Source organism: Bacillus sp. FJAT-27231 (assembly GCF_001183975.1).
Taxonomy (GTDB): Bacteria; Bacillota; Bacilli; order Bacillales; family Domibacillaceae; genus Pseudobacillus; species Pseudobacillus wudalianchiensis.
The window spans coordinates 1,762,359-1,779,752 of sequence record NZ_LFZU01000001.1 but is presented as its reverse complement, the minus strand read 5'-3'; the positions used below and the strand labels follow the sequence as shown (position 1 = coordinate 1,779,752).

The 17,394-nt window shown below is 41.5% G+C and carries 21 protein-coding genes; 6 read left to right on the top strand and 15 right to left on the bottom strand.

Annotated features, from left to right (window positions below):
- Positions 1-618 precede the first annotated feature (618 nt).
- From AC623_RS08375 to AC623_RS08345, 7 genes are all read right to left on the bottom strand, one after another.
- Positions 619-1,524, bottom strand: coding sequence for a sulfite exporter TauE/SafE family protein (locus tag AC623_RS08375; RefSeq protein ID WP_049662031.1), 906 nt, complete (start codon positions 1,522-1,524; stop codon positions 619-621).
- Positions 1,525-1,543: 19 nt separating this feature from the next.
- Entirely contained in the window at positions 1,544-2,170 is a 627-nt protein-coding gene (locus AC623_RS08370; RefSeq protein WP_049662030.1) for an NAD(P)-dependent oxidoreductase, read from the bottom strand.
- The gene (locus AC623_RS08365) at positions 2,151-2,912 is read right to left on the bottom strand and encodes a sirohydrochlorin chelatase (RefSeq protein ID WP_049662029.1); all 762 of its coding nucleotides are present in this window, start codon (positions 2,910-2,912) and stop codon (positions 2,151-2,153) included. The genes AC623_RS08370 and AC623_RS08365 overlap by 20 nt, the downstream gene beginning before the upstream one ends.
- Positions 2,909-3,688, bottom strand: coding sequence for a uroporphyrinogen-III C-methyltransferase (gene cobA / locus AC623_RS08360; RefSeq protein WP_049662028.1), 780 nt, complete (start codon positions 3,686-3,688; stop codon positions 2,909-2,911). Before cobA ends, AC623_RS08365 begins: the two co-directional genes overlap by 4 nt.
- A gap of 71 nt (positions 3,689-3,759) precedes the next feature.
- The gene (cysC, locus tag AC623_RS08355) at positions 3,760-4,353 is read right to left on the bottom strand and encodes an adenylyl-sulfate kinase (protein ID WP_049662027.1); all 594 of its coding nucleotides are present in this window, start codon (positions 4,351-4,353) and stop codon (positions 3,760-3,762) included.
- Between the two features lie 12 nt (positions 4,354-4,365).
- On the bottom strand, positions 4,366-5,514 hold the full coding sequence (gene sat, locus AC623_RS08350; RefSeq protein ID WP_049662026.1) for a sulfate adenylyltransferase: 1,149 nt from the start codon (positions 5,512-5,514) through the stop codon (positions 4,366-4,368).
- A 60-nt stretch (positions 5,515-5,574) separates the two neighbouring features.
- Positions 5,575-6,282, bottom strand: coding sequence for a phosphoadenylyl-sulfate reductase (locus AC623_RS08345; RefSeq protein WP_049662025.1), 708 nt, complete (start codon positions 6,280-6,282; stop codon positions 5,575-5,577).
- Positions 6,283-6,466: 184 nt separating this feature from the next.
- On the opposite strand from AC623_RS08345, the gene AC623_RS08340 reads away from it, so the two are divergent.
- The 3 genes from AC623_RS08340 (at position 6,467) to AC623_RS08335 (ending at position 9,171) form a co-directional block, all read left to right on the top strand.
- Positions 6,467-6,883 carry a pyridoxamine 5'-phosphate oxidase family protein gene (locus AC623_RS08340; protein WP_049662024.1) on the top strand — a complete coding sequence of 139 codons (417 nt, stop codon included), beginning with the start codon at positions 6,467-6,469 and terminating at the stop codon, positions 6,881-6,883.
- Between the two features lie 164 nt (positions 6,884-7,047).
- Positions 7,048-7,224 (top strand): hypothetical protein, encoded by a 177-nt coding sequence (locus AC623_RS21400; protein ID WP_156187011.1) that lies wholly within the window; start codon positions 7,048-7,050, stop codon positions 7,222-7,224.
- 321 nt (positions 7,225-7,545) lie between these two features.
- On the top strand, positions 7,546-9,171 hold the full coding sequence (locus AC623_RS08335) for an ABC-F family ATP-binding cassette domain-containing protein (RefSeq protein ID WP_049662023.1): 1,626 nt from the start codon (positions 7,546-7,548) through the stop codon (positions 9,169-9,171).
- 47 nt (positions 9,172-9,218) lie between these two features.
- Here AC623_RS08335 and tatC read toward each other — a convergent pair whose 3' ends face one another.
- From tatC to AC623_RS08315, 4 genes are read right to left on the bottom strand one after another with little or no spacing between them, the layout of a single operon-like run.
- A complete protein-coding gene (gene tatC / locus AC623_RS08330; protein WP_049662022.1) occupies positions 9,219-9,983 on the bottom strand; it encodes a twin-arginine translocase subunit TatC in 765 nt (254 codons plus the stop codon).
- A gap of 15 nt (positions 9,984-9,998) precedes the next feature.
- Complete coding sequence (tatA, locus tag AC623_RS08325; RefSeq protein ID WP_049662021.1) at positions 9,999-10,196, bottom strand: twin-arginine translocase TatA/TatE family subunit; 198 nt, start codon at positions 10,194-10,196, stop codon at positions 9,999-10,001.
- Positions 10,197-10,210: 14 nt separating this feature from the next.
- Positions 10,211-11,923, bottom strand: a complete 1,713-nt coding sequence (locus AC623_RS08320; protein ID WP_049662020.1) for a GMC family oxidoreductase — start codon at positions 11,921-11,923, stop codon at positions 10,211-10,213.
- Positions 11,924-11,937: 14 nt separating this feature from the next.
- Entirely contained in the window at positions 11,938-12,705 is a 768-nt protein-coding gene (locus tag AC623_RS08315; RefSeq protein WP_049662019.1) for a gluconate 2-dehydrogenase subunit 3 family protein, read from the bottom strand.
- A gap of 200 nt (positions 12,706-12,905) precedes the next feature.
- Between AC623_RS08315 and AC623_RS08310 the strand changes: the two genes are divergently transcribed.
- Positions 12,906-13,385, top strand: coding sequence for a hypothetical protein (locus tag AC623_RS08310; protein ID WP_049662018.1), 480 nt, complete (start codon positions 12,906-12,908; stop codon positions 13,383-13,385).
- A 53-nt stretch (positions 13,386-13,438) separates the two neighbouring features.
- Here the strand turns inward: AC623_RS08310 and AC623_RS08305 are convergent, their stop codons facing one another.
- On the bottom strand, positions 13,439-13,861 hold the full coding sequence (locus AC623_RS08305; protein WP_049662017.1) for a DUF2935 domain-containing protein: 423 nt from the start codon (positions 13,859-13,861) through the stop codon (positions 13,439-13,441).
- Positions 13,862-13,991: 130 nt separating this feature from the next.
- On the opposite strand from AC623_RS08305, the gene AC623_RS08300 reads away from it, so the two are divergent.
- Both AC623_RS08300 and AC623_RS08295 read left to right on the top strand, forming a co-directional pair.
- Entirely contained in the window at positions 13,992-14,819 is an 828-nt protein-coding gene (locus tag AC623_RS08300; RefSeq protein WP_049662016.1) for an MBL fold metallo-hydrolase, read from the top strand.
- A 101-nt stretch (positions 14,820-14,920) separates the two neighbouring features.
- Positions 14,921-15,109, top strand: a complete 189-nt coding sequence (locus AC623_RS08295) for a YozQ family protein (protein ID WP_049662015.1) — start codon at positions 14,921-14,923, stop codon at positions 15,107-15,109.
- Positions 15,110-15,238: 129 nt separating this feature from the next.
- Here AC623_RS08295 and AC623_RS08290 read toward each other — a convergent pair whose 3' ends face one another.
- The 3 genes from AC623_RS08290 to AC623_RS22270 all read right to left on the bottom strand — a co-directional run bounded on the left by AC623_RS08290 (position 15,239) and on the right by AC623_RS22270 (position 16,957).
- Positions 15,239-15,628 (bottom strand): VOC family protein, encoded by a 390-nt coding sequence (locus AC623_RS08290; protein WP_049662014.1) that lies wholly within the window; start codon positions 15,626-15,628, stop codon positions 15,239-15,241.
- A gap of 279 nt (positions 15,629-15,907) precedes the next feature.
- On the bottom strand, positions 15,908-16,177 hold the full coding sequence (locus AC623_RS08285; RefSeq protein ID WP_049662013.1) for a GNAT family N-acetyltransferase: 270 nt from the start codon (positions 16,175-16,177) through the stop codon (positions 15,908-15,910).
- A gap of 33 nt (positions 16,178-16,210) precedes the next feature.
- Positions 16,211-16,957 carry a methyl-accepting chemotaxis protein gene (locus tag AC623_RS22270; protein WP_442853564.1) on the bottom strand — a complete coding sequence of 249 codons (747 nt, stop codon included), beginning with the start codon at positions 16,955-16,957 and terminating at the stop codon, positions 16,211-16,213.
- Positions 16,958-17,394: the final 437 nt, after the last annotated feature.

The following is a 17,394-nucleotide window of genomic DNA, read 5'->3' as shown; positions in this document are numbered from 1 at the left end:
TTTGAGCAAAGTGAGGAAGAGCATTAGTCAGGGCGGCCACTGCTATACCATACATTGTTTATATGTCGGATATGTGTCCAAATGAACAACTTCAACAAAACAGGGCTAATGACCTGGGAGCACACTATCTGTGATCAGGAAATGACTAAAAAATGAAGGAAGGGTTTTAAGCGTAAAAATGATAATATAGAATGAGGACAAAGTTATTTAATTTTAAATTTTGATACAAACACTTCATCGAACTTAAAAAATGACAATAAATCGTTTAATATCTTGTTTTTTCTATAACAGTGACTGTTTCGGGAAGAGCACTTCTAAAGAACCTGCCTAATAAAGCTCCTGATCGTTAGCCAAGTTGTATCGTTTTATGGAAAAGAAGTAAAAAGTCCCCTTGCCATCCAAATAGCTAACCTCTAAAACGTTACATATGGATCTAAGTCAAAATTTAAAAGATTAAACACGCTCATAGATATTGTTACAGAATTCAATTATCTATACGAGAATAACAAAACTACCACAGTTTTAGTAACATGCTCAATTCCTTGCTACGTATTGATCCGCAAAAAATCCCTTCTCTATGATTTAGAGAAGGGATACTAGACCAATATAAACATTTCCTCAAGATGTTTCTCTCGATTTCTGCAAGCTTAATTCCAATGTTTCCACTTTTAATTTGCGTTCTCTTTGAGCAACATGGAACACAATGTATATCCAGATGATAACAATAGCTGTATAAATCACGTTGTGAATAGTGTGGTCAATGGTTGTGTAGCTTAGAATAGACCGCACGTTTGTAAAAATCAGCATACCGCTTACGATGACAGCTAGTATTCTTGTCGGCAGGCTTTTTACGATCCAAGCAGCAATTGGCGCAGCGATGACTCCGCCAAGCATGATGGCTCCTGCCCAAAGCCAGTTAATATTTCCGACGCCAAGAGAAATCATAAATCCGATTGTGGCGGAAGAAGCTACAGCAAATTCACTGACGCTAACCGTCCCAATTACTTTTCTTGCCTCTACTCCTTTTTGTGACAGCAGGGCTGGTGTAGCAATCGGCCCCCATCCGCCGCCGCCGCTTGCATCAAAAAAGCCAGCAACGAAGCCAAGAGGCAAATAAAAACGATTCGTTAATTTCTTATGTTCTTGCTTGCGCGCGTCTTTTAAAAATAGAAAGCGCGCTAGAATGTATAATCCTAATGCAAATAAAAAGATAGACACATATAGCCGGACATAATCACCCGTTAAATGACTCAAAAACGTCGCTCCTGAAAATGCGCCGATCGAACCGGGGATAATAAGGCGTTTTGCCATTTGTTTATCAACGTTTCCAAATCGCATATGTGAGACTCCTGAAGCTGCAGTCGTCACAACTTCTGCCATATGAACAGAAGCAGAGGCAATGGCTGGTGCGATACCGGCAGAAAGCAAAAGTGTAGTAGATGTAAGACCATACCCCATTCCAAGCGACCCGTCTACAAGCTGCGCAGCAAGTCCAACAAGTGCTAATATGACAAATCGTTCCAACCTTCTCCCCTCCTCATCATCACGGCGTTGTTACATGGGCAAATGGCCGAATTTCATGTAAAAACGCTTCTCTTCTTTCAATGTCTTTATAAAAGATAGGATCAGCCGCTATTTTCAGCAAATGACGGCGTACAGCGCGATCCGGCTCTACTTTTTTGATCACTTGTCTGACTTCGTATAGAAAATCAAGATAATCTTCATAAGAATCATCGTATTGTTCTTCTAACTGATTTCTAATTTGTTTGGCAAGAGTGGGACTTGCTCCTCCAGTTGAAACGCTAAGGACGAGGCGGCCTCTTTGTAAAGAAGCTGGAATTGTACTGTTGCCAAGGTCCGGCTGTTCAGCATGGACAACGAGCTTACCAGCTGCTTTTGCTCTTCCCGCTACTTCATCATTTACGGCTTTTGAATCGGTCACTGTCATAACTAAGAAAGCGTCATGGTAATCTTCTTCCTCAACCGGCTTTTGCAGGATCGTCACGAAGCCTTCACTAGCTAGTCTTTCTATTTCCGGATGAATCGCTGGGCTTACCACATGTACGTGTAATCCGAATCGCAGCAAATTATTTATCTTATGAAGGGCCACTTCCCCGCCGCCAACCACTACAATTTTTTCATCTGTTAAATCAACCATGATGGGAAACATAATGATGTCCTCCTGTCGGATCCGCTTCCCTTATACGTTCTTTCATAATGTTCCTAATAGATGAATGATAGCCAAGGCACTTCGTTAAAATAATGGATTCTTGGGAATCAAGGGAGCGAATTTCTTTTTCCATTGTTTTAGAGAGAATACCTGTGAATAATAGATAAGGCAGTACCCATAGCTGAACCGGCATTTGCTGGTGAATTCTCACTAACTCCTCTTTAAATGATGGAGCAGCGGCGGCTAAATATCCAATATTCACATCTAATAACTTGGTTTTATTACGAAATAGATCACGGATCGCAGCGAAGTCCTCTTTCGTTTGGGGATCACTGCTTCCGCGCCCGACAATTAATACAGAAGCATCTGGCATAATCGGCTGTCCCGTTTCCTTCATACGCTCCACTAAAATATCCACCATGGCTTCGTGGACACCAAGCGGCTTTGCATAATGAAAGACGACAGAAGGAAAGGCAAACTGTACTTTCTCTAGCTCCACCGGGATATCCTTCTTGGCATGCCCGGCAGCAAGCAGAAGAAATGGAAAAACAATGATTTCTGTTGCTCCTTGTGCTACGCAGCGGGACACTCCTTGTTCAATCGTCGGTTCAGCGAGCTCCAAAAAGCATGCCTCTTGAATAGGAATATCGATAAACGGCTTTGCCCGTTCGATAAAAGCAAACGCTTCATCTCGTCCTTTTTTCACGCGGCTGCCGTGACAAATATACAAAACGGCTTTCATTGGCCAGCACCTGCTGCTAAGACGGCATCTGTTTCCCAATCACCAAACCATTGTAATTGTTCTCGAAGCCGGACAACTTCCCCAACAACGATCATGCTTGGGTTCGTAATGCCTTCCGCTTTCACAATATCGACAATCGTTTCAAGTGTGCCCGTCACGGTTCTTTGTTCTTTCGTCGTGCCCCAATGAATAAGGGCAACCGGCGTTTCTGGAGACTTGCCATGGGAAATTAATTTTCCTTGTATATAAGGAAGATTTTTCACTCCCATATAAATCGCTAACGTATCAATACCATTGGCCAAGGCTGACCATTTCAATTCTTCTTTTTCCCCTTCACGTCGGTGGCCGGTCACAATGGCAAAAGAGGCACTGTGCTCTCTATGGGTAACAGGAATACCGGCGTAGGCAGGAGCGGCAATTCCAGAAGTAATGCCTGGAATCACTTCAAAAGAAACTCCGTGTTCAGCAAGAAAAGCTGCTTCTTCACCGCCTCGGCCAAAAACAAAAGGATCGCCACCTTTTAACCGTACGACGTTTTTGCCTTTTTTGGCATGCTTAACGAGTAAATAATTAATCGTTTCCTGCTGTAGGTGGTGATGGTCCGGCAGTTTACCACAAAAAATCAATTCTGCCTCAGGCTTTGCATATTCTAAAAGCTCTGGGCTGATTAACCGATCGTAAAGAATAACATCTGCCCCTTTAATAGCCTTTAAGCCTTTCACTGTAATTAAGTCTGGATCACCGGGACCTGCTCCTACTAACCACACTTTCGCCATAATGGCCACCTCCGCTTATTTCTTTAAAGCACAGCGGACTAGATGCCCGCTGTTTTCACTCATTTATTTCACTAAATCCACTGTTTTCTTTTCATAAAGTCGATGAGCTGATCGACGCATTCATCAACTGAATAAAGATTTGTTTCTAACACTAATTCTGGCGCAGCCGGGGCTTCATAAGGGGAAGAGATACCCGTGAATTCTGGGATCTGCCCAGCGCGAGCTTTTTGATAAAGCCCTTTTGGATCACGCGATTCACACTCCTCTAATGGGCAGCTGACAAACACTTCAACAAATTCATCCTTCTCAAGCAGCTGACGAACCGTTTCCCGATCCTCTTGAAAAGGAGAAATAAACGCGGTAAATACAATTTGACCGCTATCAACGAATAATTTGGCTACTTCTCCGATTCGGCGGATATTTTCTTTTCGAGCTTCATCCGAAAATCCTAGATCTTTATTCAATCCATGGCGAATATTGTCTCCATCTAGAACATAAGTGTTCACGCCAAGATCATGTAATCTTTTAGCTGCCGCATTAGCCACCGTTGATTTTCCTGATCCAGAAAGACCGGTAAACCAGAAAACTGCGCTATGATGCTTATTTTTTGTCCGTTGATCTTGCTTTGTTAATGCCTGCTCGTGCCAAACGATATTTGTGCTCATTCGCCTTTCCTCCTATTGAACCGTTTCTTTCTCTCGTAACCCGCGGATTAATACGTCAATTACTTCTTTACGGCTGAATGTGGATGGAGGAACTTCTCCAGCTCGCAGCATTTCCCGTACTTTCGTGCCTGAAAGAATCACATGGTCTTCTTTGTCATGCGGGCATGTTTTAGCTGAGGCCATGCTTTCGCATTTTTTGCAGTAAAAGCTGTGTTCAAAAAAGAGCAATGTAATGCCGATCTCTTCCGCAGAGAACTGATCAAAAATCTTTTGAGCATCATACGTTCCGTAGTAGTCACCGACTCCCGCATGGTCACGGCCCACAATAAAGTGCGTGCAGCCATAATTTTTACGGACGATCGCATGGAAAACCGCTTCTCTCGGACCAGCGTAACGCATAGCAGCCGGGAAAACAGCAAGCTTTACCCGATCTTTCGGATAATAATCCTTCAATAACACTTGATAGCTTTCCATTCGCACATCTGCTGGAATATCATCCGATTTTGTTTCCCCTACAAGCGGATTTAACAAAAGACCATCTACAATTTCAAGTGCTGTTTTTTGAATATATTCATGAGCACGATGAACCGGGTTTCTCGTCTGGAAACCGACAATTCGCTCCCATCCCTTTTCTTTAAAAATAGCTCTCGTCTCGATTGGGTCAAAGTAGAATTCGCTGAATTGGCTTCGTTCAATTCGACGAATTAACGTAATAGGTCCTCCGATATAAACAGATCCGCGGTCTAATAATTTTTTCACCCCTGGATGAGCCGTATCAGTTGTCTTATATACTTCTTGGGCTTCTAGTTGTTGATCCGGCCGATAAATCTCTTTAATCGTCAACACACCGTAAGGAAGACCGTCGTGAACGAGTAACACCTTCTCCTCTTCCTCAAGCACAGCCGCCTTTTCTTCTGTTACAGGCAGCGTAATCGGCAAGCTCCAAACCGTCCCATTAGCGAGACGAAGATTAGAGACGACAGAATCATAATCCTCTTTCGTCAAGAAACCGATTAGCGGGCTATAAGCTCCTGTACCAATCAATTCCAGGTCACTTAAAGCTGTTTGATCTAATTCAATCTCTTTCTGAATGCCAGAGATATCTAGATCAGGATGAAATAATTGAACTAACTTGCCGCCATGCGGTATACTTTGAGTCATTTTATACTCCTCCTAAGTTAATTAATCTTATATAAATAGTATGATTTAAAGGTAAAAAAATTAACTTGTATGCAGCCCACATTCTGTTTTTCCAGTGCCTGACCAGCGTCCGGCCCGCATATCCTCAAGAGAATAAGCCGGTTTTGTACAAGTTTCGCACCCGATGCTTGGGTAACCTTGGTCATGAAGCCGGTTATAAGCAAGCTCGTGTTTTGTCACGTAGCGCCAAACGTCCTTCCATGTCCAATGAATTAAAGGACACACCTTTATTTTTTTAAACTTATGATCCTGATTTAAGAAGTTTGTATGCTTTCTTGTTTCTGATTGTTCTCTTCGCAATCCTGAAATCCAAGCAATAGATGGTGCCAACGCTTTGGAGAGCGGCACAATTTTTCTTATATTACAACATTGGTTAGGCTCGGTTTTCCAAAGATCTTTTCCATACTGAGCATTCTGCTCCTCGATCGTTAAATCAGGCTGCTGCAAGTGAATGCGGAGAGACGGATAATTTTTTTTCACTTCATCAATGACTTCATAAGTCTCTTTAAAGTGATAACCGGTATCTAAAAAAACAATTTCCGCATCCGGTTTTACTTTTGAAATTAAATCAATGAGGACAATCCCCTCTATTCCGAAGCTGCAGGCGTATACGAGCTTCTCGCCGTACTCCTGATAAGCCCATTGAAGAGTCTCAAGCGCTCCTTTTGTTTCACTTTCCGCTGGAAAAAGCGGGATTTCTTTTTCATTCCACTGTTCATATGTAACCATTTTTAAACACCTACTTTACAGATAGGATTTGATGAATATAAATAATCTTATCAGAAAATTTTCTAAAGTCAAACCTTATTTTTTAAAAATTTCCTTTTTCTTTTCAGCAAAAGAAGTATGTGTTTAATTTTGTCATCTAAAGGAATAGTAAAAGAAGAAAGCATTGCAAAAAGGAGATGAAGAAATGGAGCAGTTAAAAACAGAAATCCTCGATATACTGAAAGAAAATAAAATTGGTACATTGGCGACAGTGAAAAACAACAAGCCCCATACCCGCTATATGACATTTTATAATGAGGGGCTGACACTTTATACACCAACGGGGAAAGATACGTATAAGGTGGAAGAAATTGATCAAAACCCGCACGTTCATATTTTGATCGGTTATACGGGTGAGGGAATAGGCGATGCGTTTCTTGAAATTGAAGGAACCGCTAAAATCGATGATTCGCAACAAACAAAAGAGCAGCTTTGGAACGAAGAAATCGCCAAATGGTTCGATGGCCCAAATGACCCTAACTATATCGTCCTTACTATAACTCCAAATACCATTCGTTACATGAACAAAGGAGAAGACACTCCTCAAGTCTTGGAATTATAAAGGACTGAGCCCCTTCTTATGCAAGAAGGGGTTTTCGTCTGTTTAATCCCCTCTTCTCTTCTATCTCTAATTGGAATTTATATACTAGTTGGATTATGTAGCAGCACAAATGGGTATACTACAGAAAAGTATGTTTGTCCATCATCTTTGAAAGGAGGAATTTGATGACTCATCGACGTGTATGCACAGAATGCAATGGACTAGGCAGAGTTCCTCTAATCAGAGGGTTTCTTATCAGCAAAGTGTGTCAGCATTGCCACGGTTTTGGGAATCATTCAGCTTATCGCTTCCAGTCCCCTTCTCTCGGCAGCGAATTTAGCCAGGAGTTTACTTATAAATAAAGAGAGGTTATCCGCGTGAAAGAACAGGATATCATTTTATACGAGAAGGAAAAATATCGGATTGTACGAATTGACCGGGCAGGCTATTGTGATATTATGAGACTCTCTCCCCCACATCAAATAGAACTGACTCACATTAAACATTTAAAACACTGTCCCATCCTTTCCCAATCTTAAGAACCAGACAGGTTAACAACTGGAGGTTCTTTTTTTGTGTTTTTTTTGTGTTTTCTTTTTGTTTGGCAGTGGTACGGCTCTCCCTTTTCACTCTATAAGATGGTATAATCGATACGATTATGAATAAATGGAGGAAGAATACTATTGATTACTGTACAGGATGTCAGCCTGCGCTTCGGCGATAAGAAATTATTCGAGGATATTAACATTAAATTTACTCCCGGGAACTGCTACGGGTTAATCGGCGCAAATGGAGCCGGCAAATCTACTTTCCTAAAGATTTTATCAGGAGATCTTGAATCTCAAACCGGCCACGTGTCCATGACGCCTGGCGCGCGTATGGCTGTATTAAAACAGAACCACTTTGAGTACGAAGAAGAAGAAGTACTAAAAACCGTCATCATGGGCCATGCGCGCTTGTATGAGGTTATGCAAGAAAAAGACGCCATCTATATGAAAGCTGATTTTACTGATGAAGACGGAATGAAAGCAGCAGAGCTTGAAGGGGAATTCGCTGAATTAAATGGCTGGGAAGCAGAGTCAGAAGCGGCAATCCTGTTAAAAGGGCTTGGTGTCTCTGAAGAACTTCACACAAAAAGAATGGCAGAACTGACAGGTTCTGAAAAAGTAAAAGTATTGCTTGCACAAGCTCTCTTTGGCAAGCCGGACGTTCTTCTTCTGGATGAGCCGACAAACCACTTGGATATCCAAGCAATTCAATGGCTCGAAGAATTCCTTATTAATTTTGAAAACACAGTTATCGTGGTTTCGCATGACCGTCACTTTTTAAATAAAGTATGTACGCACATTGCTGATTTGGATTTCGCTAAAATTCAAATTTATGTCGGCAACTACGATTTCTGGTATGAGTCTAGCCAGCTGGCAGCGAAAATGGCGCAGGATGCCAATAAAAAGAAAGAGGAAAAAATCAAGGAGCTTCAAGCGTTCATTGCCCGTTTTAGCGCCAATGCGTCAAAATCTAAACAGGCGACTTCCCGGAAAAAATCACTTGAAAAAATTACACTTGATGACATCCAGCCTTCCTCTCGTAAATACCCATACGTTCATTTTAAACCAGAGCGTGAAATCGGCAATGACTTATTGCGTGTGGAAGGTTTAACAAAGACGATCGACGGTGTAAAAGTGCTTGATAACATTAGCTTTATTATGAATAAAGATGATAAAATCGCTCTTGTCGGCACAAATGAATTAGCGAAAACGACTTTATTCAAGATTTTAGCCGGCGAAATGGAACCGGATAGCGGAACGTATAAGTGGGGCGTCACGACAAGCCAATCATATTTCCCGAAAGACAACAGCCAATATTTTGAAGGCTCTGAGTTGACACTTGTTGAATGGCTTCGTCAGTTCTCTCCTGAAGATGAGAGTGAAAGTTTCTTACGCGGATTTTTAGGCCGTATGCTTTTCTCAGGGGAAGAAGCTCTCAAAAAAGCAAGCGTCCTGTCAGGTGGAGAAAAAGTCCGCTGTATGCTTTCTAAAATGATGTTATCAGGAGCCAATGTCTTATTAATGGATGAGCCGACAAACCACTTGGACCTTGAATCTATTACGGCTTTAAATAATGGATTGATCAATTTTAAAGGCTCGCTCATCTTTGCTTCCCATGACCATCAATTTATCCAAACGATCGCGAATCGAGTGATGGATCTTACACCGAATGGCTTGATCGACAAGCAAATGACGTATGATGAGTATTTGGAAAACACAGACTTACAAAAACAAGTAAAAGCGATGTATCAAGTCTCTTAAAAATTAATAAAACAGTCGGGAGTTATTTGCTCCCGACTGTTCCTATTTTAAGCGATATCTGCTTGCCTTTGCTTTTTCTCCAGCCACTTCATCGTAAAATTAGATAGGATAATCCCTGCCTCATATAAAAGAATAAGCGGGATTAGCACAATTAATTGCGACAGAAAATCAGGTGGTGTGATTAAAGCAGACAAGACAGCAAAGATCAGTAAAGCATACTTCCTTACTTTTTTTAGTTTTACTGGTGTGACGAGCCGTATCGCTGTTAAAAACATTAATAATAGCGGGACTTCAAACAAGACTCCCATCGGGACAGTTGTCATAATAAGAAAATGAAAATACTCTTTAGCCGTGATCATCATCTCAAAGTTTTTTGCTCCAAGCCCCATTAAAAAACGATAAATCGTTGGGAAGATGACATAAAAGCCAAAAGCAATCCCCGTCACAAAGCTTCCTAAAACAGCGGGAAGAAACACCAACGCCATTTTTCTTTCCTGTGCTGTCATCGCCGGCCGAGAAAAAACCCAAAGCTGTCCCGCGATGAATGGTGCGGATAATCCTAACGCCAATACTAACCCGATTCCGGCATACAGCCTGATTACTTCAAGCGGTCCAAGCATCACCAATTCATGCTCACGAGACAAGAATGGGATGATCTTATGCATAAACAAAAGCAGACAGCCAAATATCATAAGTACGCAAATAACAGAATGCAGGACTACTTTTCTTAAATCTGTTAAATGCTCGACTAGCGTTTGTTCTTCTTCCAACACTTCTAGGGATATGTCTTCCGACGTTTCTCGTTCTCCCATCCTCTTCCCCTCCCGTTATGCTTTTGGAGCCTGGTCCTCTTTTTTGTTTTTATCGCCGTCTTCTTCCATCAGCTTATTCGCCCCACGTTTAAACTCTGCCAGCGTTTGCCCAAAAGCAGAACCAATCTCCGGCAGCTTCTTCGGGCCGAAAATAATCAAGGTAATGACTAGAATAATAATCAACCCTGGAATCCCGATATTCGCAATGCCCATTATGCTCTCTCCTTTTATACAAGGCTGCCGCCTTGTTTACTATATTTCATCATGCCTTCTGCTGCCCGGTAAGCCAAAGCCCCAACAGTCCCTGTAGGATTGTAGCCGCTATTGTGAGGAAAAGCAGAAGCACCAACAACAAATACATTTTCTGCATCCCACATTTGCAAGTAATTGTTCACAGCCGATGTATTAGGATCGGCGCCCATGATGACACCACCTGTATTGTGGGTCGTTTGATAAGGAACGATGTTATATTTCTCAGCCGACTTAATGGTTACAACCGTGTCTGCTCCCATCTCTTTCATAATCTCACTGCTTTTTTCACCGACAAACTTAAATAAGTTTTTATCTTGCTCGGTAAAATCGTACGTCAGCCTTAAAAGCGGTTCCCCGTAAACATCTTTATACGTCGGGTCTAAGTCCATATAGTTCCGGCGAAACGGCATAGACGCCCCTTGAGCTCCTATATTTAAAAAGCGGTTATAGTAATGAATCGATTTAGCTTTGAATTCTTTCCCCCATGTCGGTGTATCAGGAGGAACCGGGTTATTTTGAATAGGCCGGAGACCTGTTTGCGTAATCGATACACTTCCTCCATGAATAAAATCAACATCCGAGTGATCAAAATTATCGCCGTTAAAATCATCGACAGTTGCTCCTAATGCACCTGCTCCCATAAAGGTGTTAAATTGCTCTTTTTCAAAAAACCCAACAGATCCCGGAAGAATTTGATAGCAATAGTTTTTGCCGATCACACCTGTTCCACTGTTCGGGTCATATGGTTTGCCAATCTTAGACGTTAACAATAGCTTCGCATTATTCATGACATAACTCGTTAAGGCAATCATATCGGCTGGCTGCTCAAATTCTTCGCCTGTTAATACATCTACATACCGGACACCGGTTGCTTTTTTACCGTCATACAAAATCCGAGTAACGTTTGATTGGGTGCGCAATTCGTAATTTCCTGTCTTTTCAGCTGTGGGGATTACCGTCACATTTGGACTTGTTTTTGCGCCGTATTCACAACCGAAGCGCTCACAGAATCCACAATATTGGCAAGCGTTGATTTGTTCACCATCAGGGTTTTTATACGCCTTGCTTAAATTAGCCGATGGCATGTGGTACGGATGGAGCCCTAACTTTTTGGAAGCTTCTTTAAAACGTTTCGTAATGACCGTTTCTTTCATTGGCGGCGTCGGATAGGCATTCGAACGCTGACCGCCTAATGGACTCGGCTCTCCGCTGACCCCGATTGTTTTTTCAAATCGATCAAAATAAGGCTCTAGCTGGTCGTATGTAATGCCCCAGTCTTGTATTAAATAATCAGCCCCTATTTTGTTTTTGCCGTACTTTTTCTCCGTCATCGTTCTAATTTGGAAGTCGTAAGGCAAAAAGCGGAAGTTTTGTCCATTCCAGTGTACCCCAGCACCGCCAAGTCCTTCTCCAATCAAAAAGGAACCGAGCTGTCTCATTGGAAGCGCGCGTTCATTCGGTGCATTGCGAAAGGTGATCGTTTCCTTTGATGTATCCTGCATTAATTCATAACGGATCGCATAACGGTATTCATCATGAACCATTAAAAAATCTTTCGTTGAGCGCGAGGCGCCGCGTTCAAGTCCTACTACTTTTAACCCTTGCTTGGCAAGTTCAGCAGCAATAATGCCTCCTGTCCAGCCAACCCCAATCGTGACAACATCTACTTTAGGCAATTTCTTTGCCATGAACGTTCCTCCTTTTATTTATGAAATACGTGTAAGCTTTGCGGTTTAATTTTCTTAAACTCTTTCGCTTCAATCTGTGAAAGATAGCTCGCTTGATGGCCAGGAAAGTTTTTCATTTTCCACCCTTCCATATTGGCATTTCCTCCGTATACCGGATCAGAATAGGCCCCTTCTAGAACAGCCGATCGAAGAAGACTAAAGAATACGTTAGAATCCGTACCTCTTAACGGCACTTTTCCTTGCTCGAACTGTGAAAGAATCTCGTCCTGCTGTTCCCCATCTAATTCATCAAACTTTTTATTATAGTTTTTCTGGCTTGTTTCTTTCAGCATGCGAATCCCTTCATTAAACACCTGATTTCGCTTTAATGGAGACTGATATCCTTGCGTTTCCGTGCCTGGAAAAAAAGGCCCCTGCATGTATTCACGAGTGCTATTCCCATAATTTCCAGCTAACTGATGATCAATATAATAAGGAACGCCGAGCCCGATTGCTCCTGGCCCATTTTCGTCTTCTGGGAAGATTCTCTCCGTCGCAGCACTTAATACTTGGAAATCTTCTCGATCAGTAAAGTAAATCAGCGCCCGTGTACTTGCTTCGCTGTTTTCTTGTTGATTATGTCCCGTTTCATGACTAGTTTTTACTTTTCCATCGTTATCCAAATTTGTACCGATTAATGCACCTATTAATCCACCGCCAATAGCAGCACCACCTGCAACCAAACTGGAATTGCGAATGAACCTTCTTCTCGTCATCGTCACTTTTTGATCTTTATCAGTCATTGTGATCTTCCTTTCAATTAAGCAAATAAGAAAAGTCAATTTCCTTAATGTTCCATCATTTCCATAATGTTAAAAGAATAAACAGAAAATAAACAGAAAAAGGAAAAAGTGAGAAAAGCATAACAAATGTGAAGTTTATGGTTTGTTCTTTGAGGTAAACGAGTAGAGACAACAAGAGATTTGCATAAAGGAGTTTTTAAATGTTTACATTCAATGACATGATTACCTTCGCCTGGGCTTTTTTTATTACCCTCCCGCTCACGTTAATCATTCATATAGGTGGACATGCATTCTTTGCCTGGCTGTTTGGCGGCTCAACGAAGTTAACAATCGGGAGAGGGAAGATTATTTTTTCTTTTAAAAAAATTGAAGTGCGAAAATTTTATTTCGTAGAGGCGGCTTGCTTTTACGATCAATTGAGGAAAGACAGGCGTTGGAAGCATGCGCTGATTTATGCAGGCGGACCATTGTTTAACATATTTTCGATCATCCTAGTAAATGGTCTTATTCATATGGGGTATTTACCGACCCATTTGTTTTTTTATCAGTTTGTTTATTTTTCTCTATACCTCATCTTCTTCTCTCTTATCCCGATTGATTACGGAAAAGAAAATCCGAGTGATGGCAAGGCTATTTATGATGTTTTAAAATACGGCAAAGTATATAAGGAATTTTATTAAAACAAATTGCCTGCGAGGCTTGATCCCCGCAGGCAATTTGTTATTTCTATCATTTAGGCAGACAATAAAGCACGGGCAATGCCGATAAAATACTCGGATTCCCGAATAATATGATTTAATACCGCTACAGCCACTGGATTATCTTGAACAGTTTTGCTTCGTTCTTTAATCTGCCGGCACAATTCGATAAAGTCCATGCTTTGTTCAAGGCAAAAGTCTGTTAATTTTAATACTTGCTGCTGAAGTGCAACAGGAATATAACTCCCTGAACGAGAAACCGCTTCAATAAATTGAACAATTTTTTGATGAGTGGCTGCCAGTGCATTTTCCCACTCTTTTAATGCTTGGACATATTTTGATTCTAAATTAGGCAAAAGTTCTCTAATCACAACTGTATGTTCTTCTTCCTGATGCTTCCAAAATTCCGCCTCATCTAAAATGCGGAGCGGCATTTGAGGACCGTAATAAAACTGCATCCTGCTCCCTCCCTATTATTCATCTAAGAAATCATATGAAGGAAAGACAAGCGTTATGTTTTAATAAAAGTTTTCTATCCCCCTATTCCGGATATAGTAAGAGTGACCACATACCAAGGAGGAAGAAGATTTGGAAAATAAATTCATCCCCGCGACTTCTGTCAACAGCGGCAGAGTTGTGGCCATTCAACCAGATATTCACATGTACACCGTACAAATTGTCAATCTTTTCTTTGTTGGTCATAAAAATGACTGGGTGCTCGTTGATACAGGTATGCCCCGCTCTGCGGATGATATATTGCAGCAAACTGAAATTTTATTTGGTGAAGGAGCAAAACCGAAAGCCATCGTGTTAACTCATGGCCACTTTGACCATGTCGGCGCGCTAGAAGAGCTTGTTCAACGCTGGGATGTCCCAGTATATGCTCATGAAATGGAACTTCCTTATCTAACCGGGAAACGAAATTATCCAGAGCCTGACGCTTCTGTGGAAGGCGGCCTCGTAGCTAAAATGTCTCCCATGTTTCCAACAGAGGCCGTTGACATTAGCGGAAGAGTACAAGCTTTGCCCGTAGATGGTACTGTTCCGCCTATGCCAGGCTGGCAGTGGATTCACACACCAGGACATTCACCGGGACATATTTCACTATTCCGTCCAGCAGATCGCTTGCTCATCGCTGGTGACGCCTTTGTTACAGTGAAACAAGATGCACTATACAATGTACTTACTCAGAAAAAAGAATTCCAGGGCCCTCCACGCTATTTAACGACTGACTGGACGGCCGCCAAAGCTTCTGTTATTCGCTTAGCAGAACTGCAGCCAGCTATTGCGGCAACAGGTCATGGAGAAGAAAGCAGCGGAGACGAACTAAGCGAAGGGCTTGCCTATTTAGTGGATCATTTTGATGAAATTGCCGTTCCTGATCATGGACGCTACGTGGATGGCAATAAAGAATAAAATAAAGAGAGGCATAGCGCCTCTCTTTATTTTATACTATTGAATAATTAATCACCGGCTCCCACACACTAAGCAGAGAAATAAGCGAAAGGAGAAAAATTATGAAAAAGAAAACAGAACAAGGACCAGCCGGTAAAACATTCGAATTCAATCATTACCAAAGCTCCGATGAGACGGAGAAAGGTTTTGCTATCACCCATGAACAAGCGACCGATGCGTACACAGAGGGCACAATCGATGGCGATATTGACCGGTTAGACGAAGCCATGAAAGATTTTCCGAAACGATAAAAAGGATAAACATTATAGTTAAATTTAAATAAGTGAAGCAGTTAATGTGAAAAGGCCCACCCATTTAAATATATTTAAATGGGTGGGCCTTATTATTTCCTGCTTAACTTATTGCATCTGTTCATTTAATTAAAAGTTATTTATTTTTTCCATTACAGCAAAGTAATTTCCTTCATTGTCTGCAAAGTTAAATACTTTCCCTGAAGGCATATTTACAATGTCTCCGACTTTGATATGTTTATTTGACAACTCTTTATGTAAATTTTCGAGATTTTCCGTGAAAAACATTAAAGAAGGAGCAGCAAGATTTAATTCGGGAGACATCCTAGCAACGATTGCTTTATTGTGCAAAATAATGCTTGTTTCTGCGCCCTTTTTTGGAGCAATTTCAATCCATCTCATTCCTTGTCCGTTATTTTCTTCAGAAATGACAGCAAAATTTAATTTCTCTGTCCAAAAACTCACTGCTTCATCTTGATTATTAACATACAGCATAATCTGACCGACTTTACTAATCATAGATCTTTCCCCTCCCTTATGAGTAGCTAACGACAACTATTTATCCTACATACTATTCGTTGTATGATAGCAAAATCCTTCTTTAAGAACCTTATCCTATTACTGAAGTGATAGCTCTATAAAGTTATTAGTTATTTTTTCATGCAATAGCTTATTCCCCTCTTCGAATACTTCAATCCTCATTATTTAATTAGTTATGTAAACAAAAAGGGATCATTCATCCTCATAACGGATGAATGATCCTCTAATAATGATCTCTTTTAACAGCTTCCCTTTTTATTATTTAGCTACTATATCTTTATATTGGCTTTCTTCCAGCTTTGCTTTTGCATAAGAGCAAGTAGGGATAATCTTCATGTTTTGTTCCCGAGCAAGGTGAACGGCTTCCTCAATCAGCTTCCCTCCCACTCCCTGTCCGCGAAGTGAATCTGATACATACGTATGATTGACTTCGATTTGTTTATCACCTGCTGGCACGTAAGTGAGTTCAGCTACCACCTCTCCGTCTTTCTCAACAAAAAACCGTCCATTTTCATGTTTTACGTCCATTGCTCTATCATCTCCTCACTAAGTTGTCTGCACTTATAAATCGAATCGATGAACAGCTGATTCGAGCTGCTGGGACAATTCTATTAGCTGCTGGGCTGAGCGATTCATCTTCCTCATTAATTCCCCTTGTTTTTCTGATGCAAACACAGCTTGTTGGGTTTGCTCCACATTGTTTTTTGACACTTGAGCAACATGTTCCATTGACGCTAGCACTTCTTCTGTTCCAGCTGACATTTCTTCCGTCACAGCTGACACTTCATGAATATCCTTATTTACTTCCTTAACCGCCTCTTTAATCTTCTCAAGTGATTGTTCGACTTTTAAAACTGCTTCGGTACTTGCTTCTGCTTTTCTCGTACTGATATCTGTATTTTCTACGACCCTGGCAGTTACCTGCTCGAAGTTATTCAGCATGTCTGAAATCTGGCCAGCAGAGGCTTTTGACTCTTCCGCTAACTTTCTTACTTCGTCTGCCACAACAGCAAATCCTTTTCCTGCTTCTCCCGCTCTTGCTGCTTCAATGGCAGCGTTGAGAGCCAGCAAGTTCGTCTGATCCGTAATCGCTGTAATCACTTCTACAATCTTCTCTACTTCTTTAAACATAACGCCCAATTCCACCACCTCTTTATTGGTCGCAAGAATTGATTTAGCAGCTTCTTCAATTTCAGAAACAGCTTGATTCGTTTGAGTATAGCTCTCTTCTGTTAATTCTGTCACACCGCTGCTGGCCTCCGCAATCGATGAAGCGGACTCCGCAATTTTTTGAATGCCTACAGCCATTTCTTCTATTGCTTTAACAGCTTCCCCGTTATTTTGCATTTGCCGCTCGCTGCCATGAGCAATCTCTTGGATATTTCTGATAATTCCCTCGCTCGACTCCTGTGCCGAGTGATTATCTTTTGTTAGCTGTTCAGCAGCCGCTGTTAGTGAATCAGATGATGAGCGGATAGATGTAATCATCGTCGTTAACTGAGAAACAGCCGACCGGAAGTTTAAAGTGAATTGTTTAATTTCATCTTTTCGATTCGTATTGATTGCTTCTACTCTTTGGAGAGATCGCCCGATACGACCGGCGGCGAGTTCATCCAACCCGTTATTCATGCCTGCCAATGGTTTCAACGTACGATTAATAAACATGTAAACCGTCAGACAGGCAAGCAGGATCACAACTGAAAACAGACCGATGATCAACGGAAAGCTTTTCTTTAAAATCTCTC

Bases quoted from the DNA above. Each gene is read 5' to 3' on its own strand.
- AC623_RS08370 (WP_049662030.1), bottom strand. From the start codon at position 2,170: ATGTTTCCCATCATGGTTGATTTAACAGATGAAAAAATTGTAGTGGTT.
- AC623_RS08365 (WP_049662029.1), bottom strand. From the start codon at position 2,912: ATGAAAGCCGTTTTGTATATTTGTCACGGCAGCCGCGTGAAAAAAGGA.
- cobA (WP_049662028.1), bottom strand. From the start codon at position 3,688: ATGGCGAAAGTGTGGTTAGTAGGAGCAGGTCCCGGTGATCCAGACTTA.
- cysC (WP_049662027.1), bottom strand. From the start codon at position 4,353: ATGAGCACAAATATCGTTTGGCACGAGCAGGCATTAACAAAGCAAGAT.
- sat (WP_049662026.1), bottom strand. From the start codon at position 5,514: ATGACTCAAAGTATACCGCATGGCGGCAAGTTAGTTCAATTATTTCAT.
- AC623_RS08345 (WP_049662025.1), bottom strand. From the start codon at position 6,282: ATGGTTACATATGAACAGTGGAATGAAAAAGAAATCCCGCTTTTTCCA.
- AC623_RS08340 (WP_049662024.1), top strand. From the start codon at position 6,467: ATGGAGCAGTTAAAAACAGAAATCCTCGATATACTGAAAGAAAATAAA.
- AC623_RS21400 (WP_156187011.1), top strand. From the start codon at position 7,048: ATGACTCATCGACGTGTATGCACAGAATGCAATGGACTAGGCAGAGTT.
- tatC (WP_049662022.1), bottom strand. From the start codon at position 9,983: ATGGGAGAACGAGAAACGTCGGAAGACATATCCCTAGAAGTGTTGGAA.
- tatA (WP_049662021.1), bottom strand. From the start codon at position 10,196: ATGGGCATTGCGAATATCGGGATTCCAGGGTTGATTATTATTCTAGTC.
- AC623_RS08320 (WP_049662020.1), bottom strand. From the start codon at position 11,923: ATGGCAAAGAAATTGCCTAAAGTAGATGTTGTCACGATTGGGGTTGGC.
- AC623_RS08315 (WP_049662019.1), bottom strand. From the start codon at position 12,705: ATGACTGATAAAGATCAAAAAGTGACGATGACGAGAAGAAGGTTCATT.
- AC623_RS08310 (WP_049662018.1), top strand. From the start codon at position 12,906: ATGTTTACATTCAATGACATGATTACCTTCGCCTGGGCTTTTTTTATT.
- AC623_RS08305 (WP_049662017.1), bottom strand. From the start codon at position 13,861: ATGCAGTTTTATTACGGTCCTCAAATGCCGCTCCGCATTTTAGATGAG.
- AC623_RS08295 (WP_049662015.1), top strand. From the start codon at position 14,921: ATGAAAAAGAAAACAGAACAAGGACCAGCCGGTAAAACATTCGAATTC.
- AC623_RS08290 (WP_049662014.1), bottom strand. From the start codon at position 15,628: ATGATTAGTAAAGTCGGTCAGATTATGCTGTATGTTAATAATCAAGAT.
- AC623_RS08285 (WP_049662013.1), bottom strand. From the start codon at position 16,177: ATGGACGTAAAACATGAAAATGGACGGTTTTTTGTTGAGAAAGACGGA.
- AC623_RS22270 (WP_442853564.1), bottom strand. From the start codon at position 16,957: ATGGCTGTAGGCATTCAAAAAATTGCGGAGTCCGCTTCATCGATTGCG.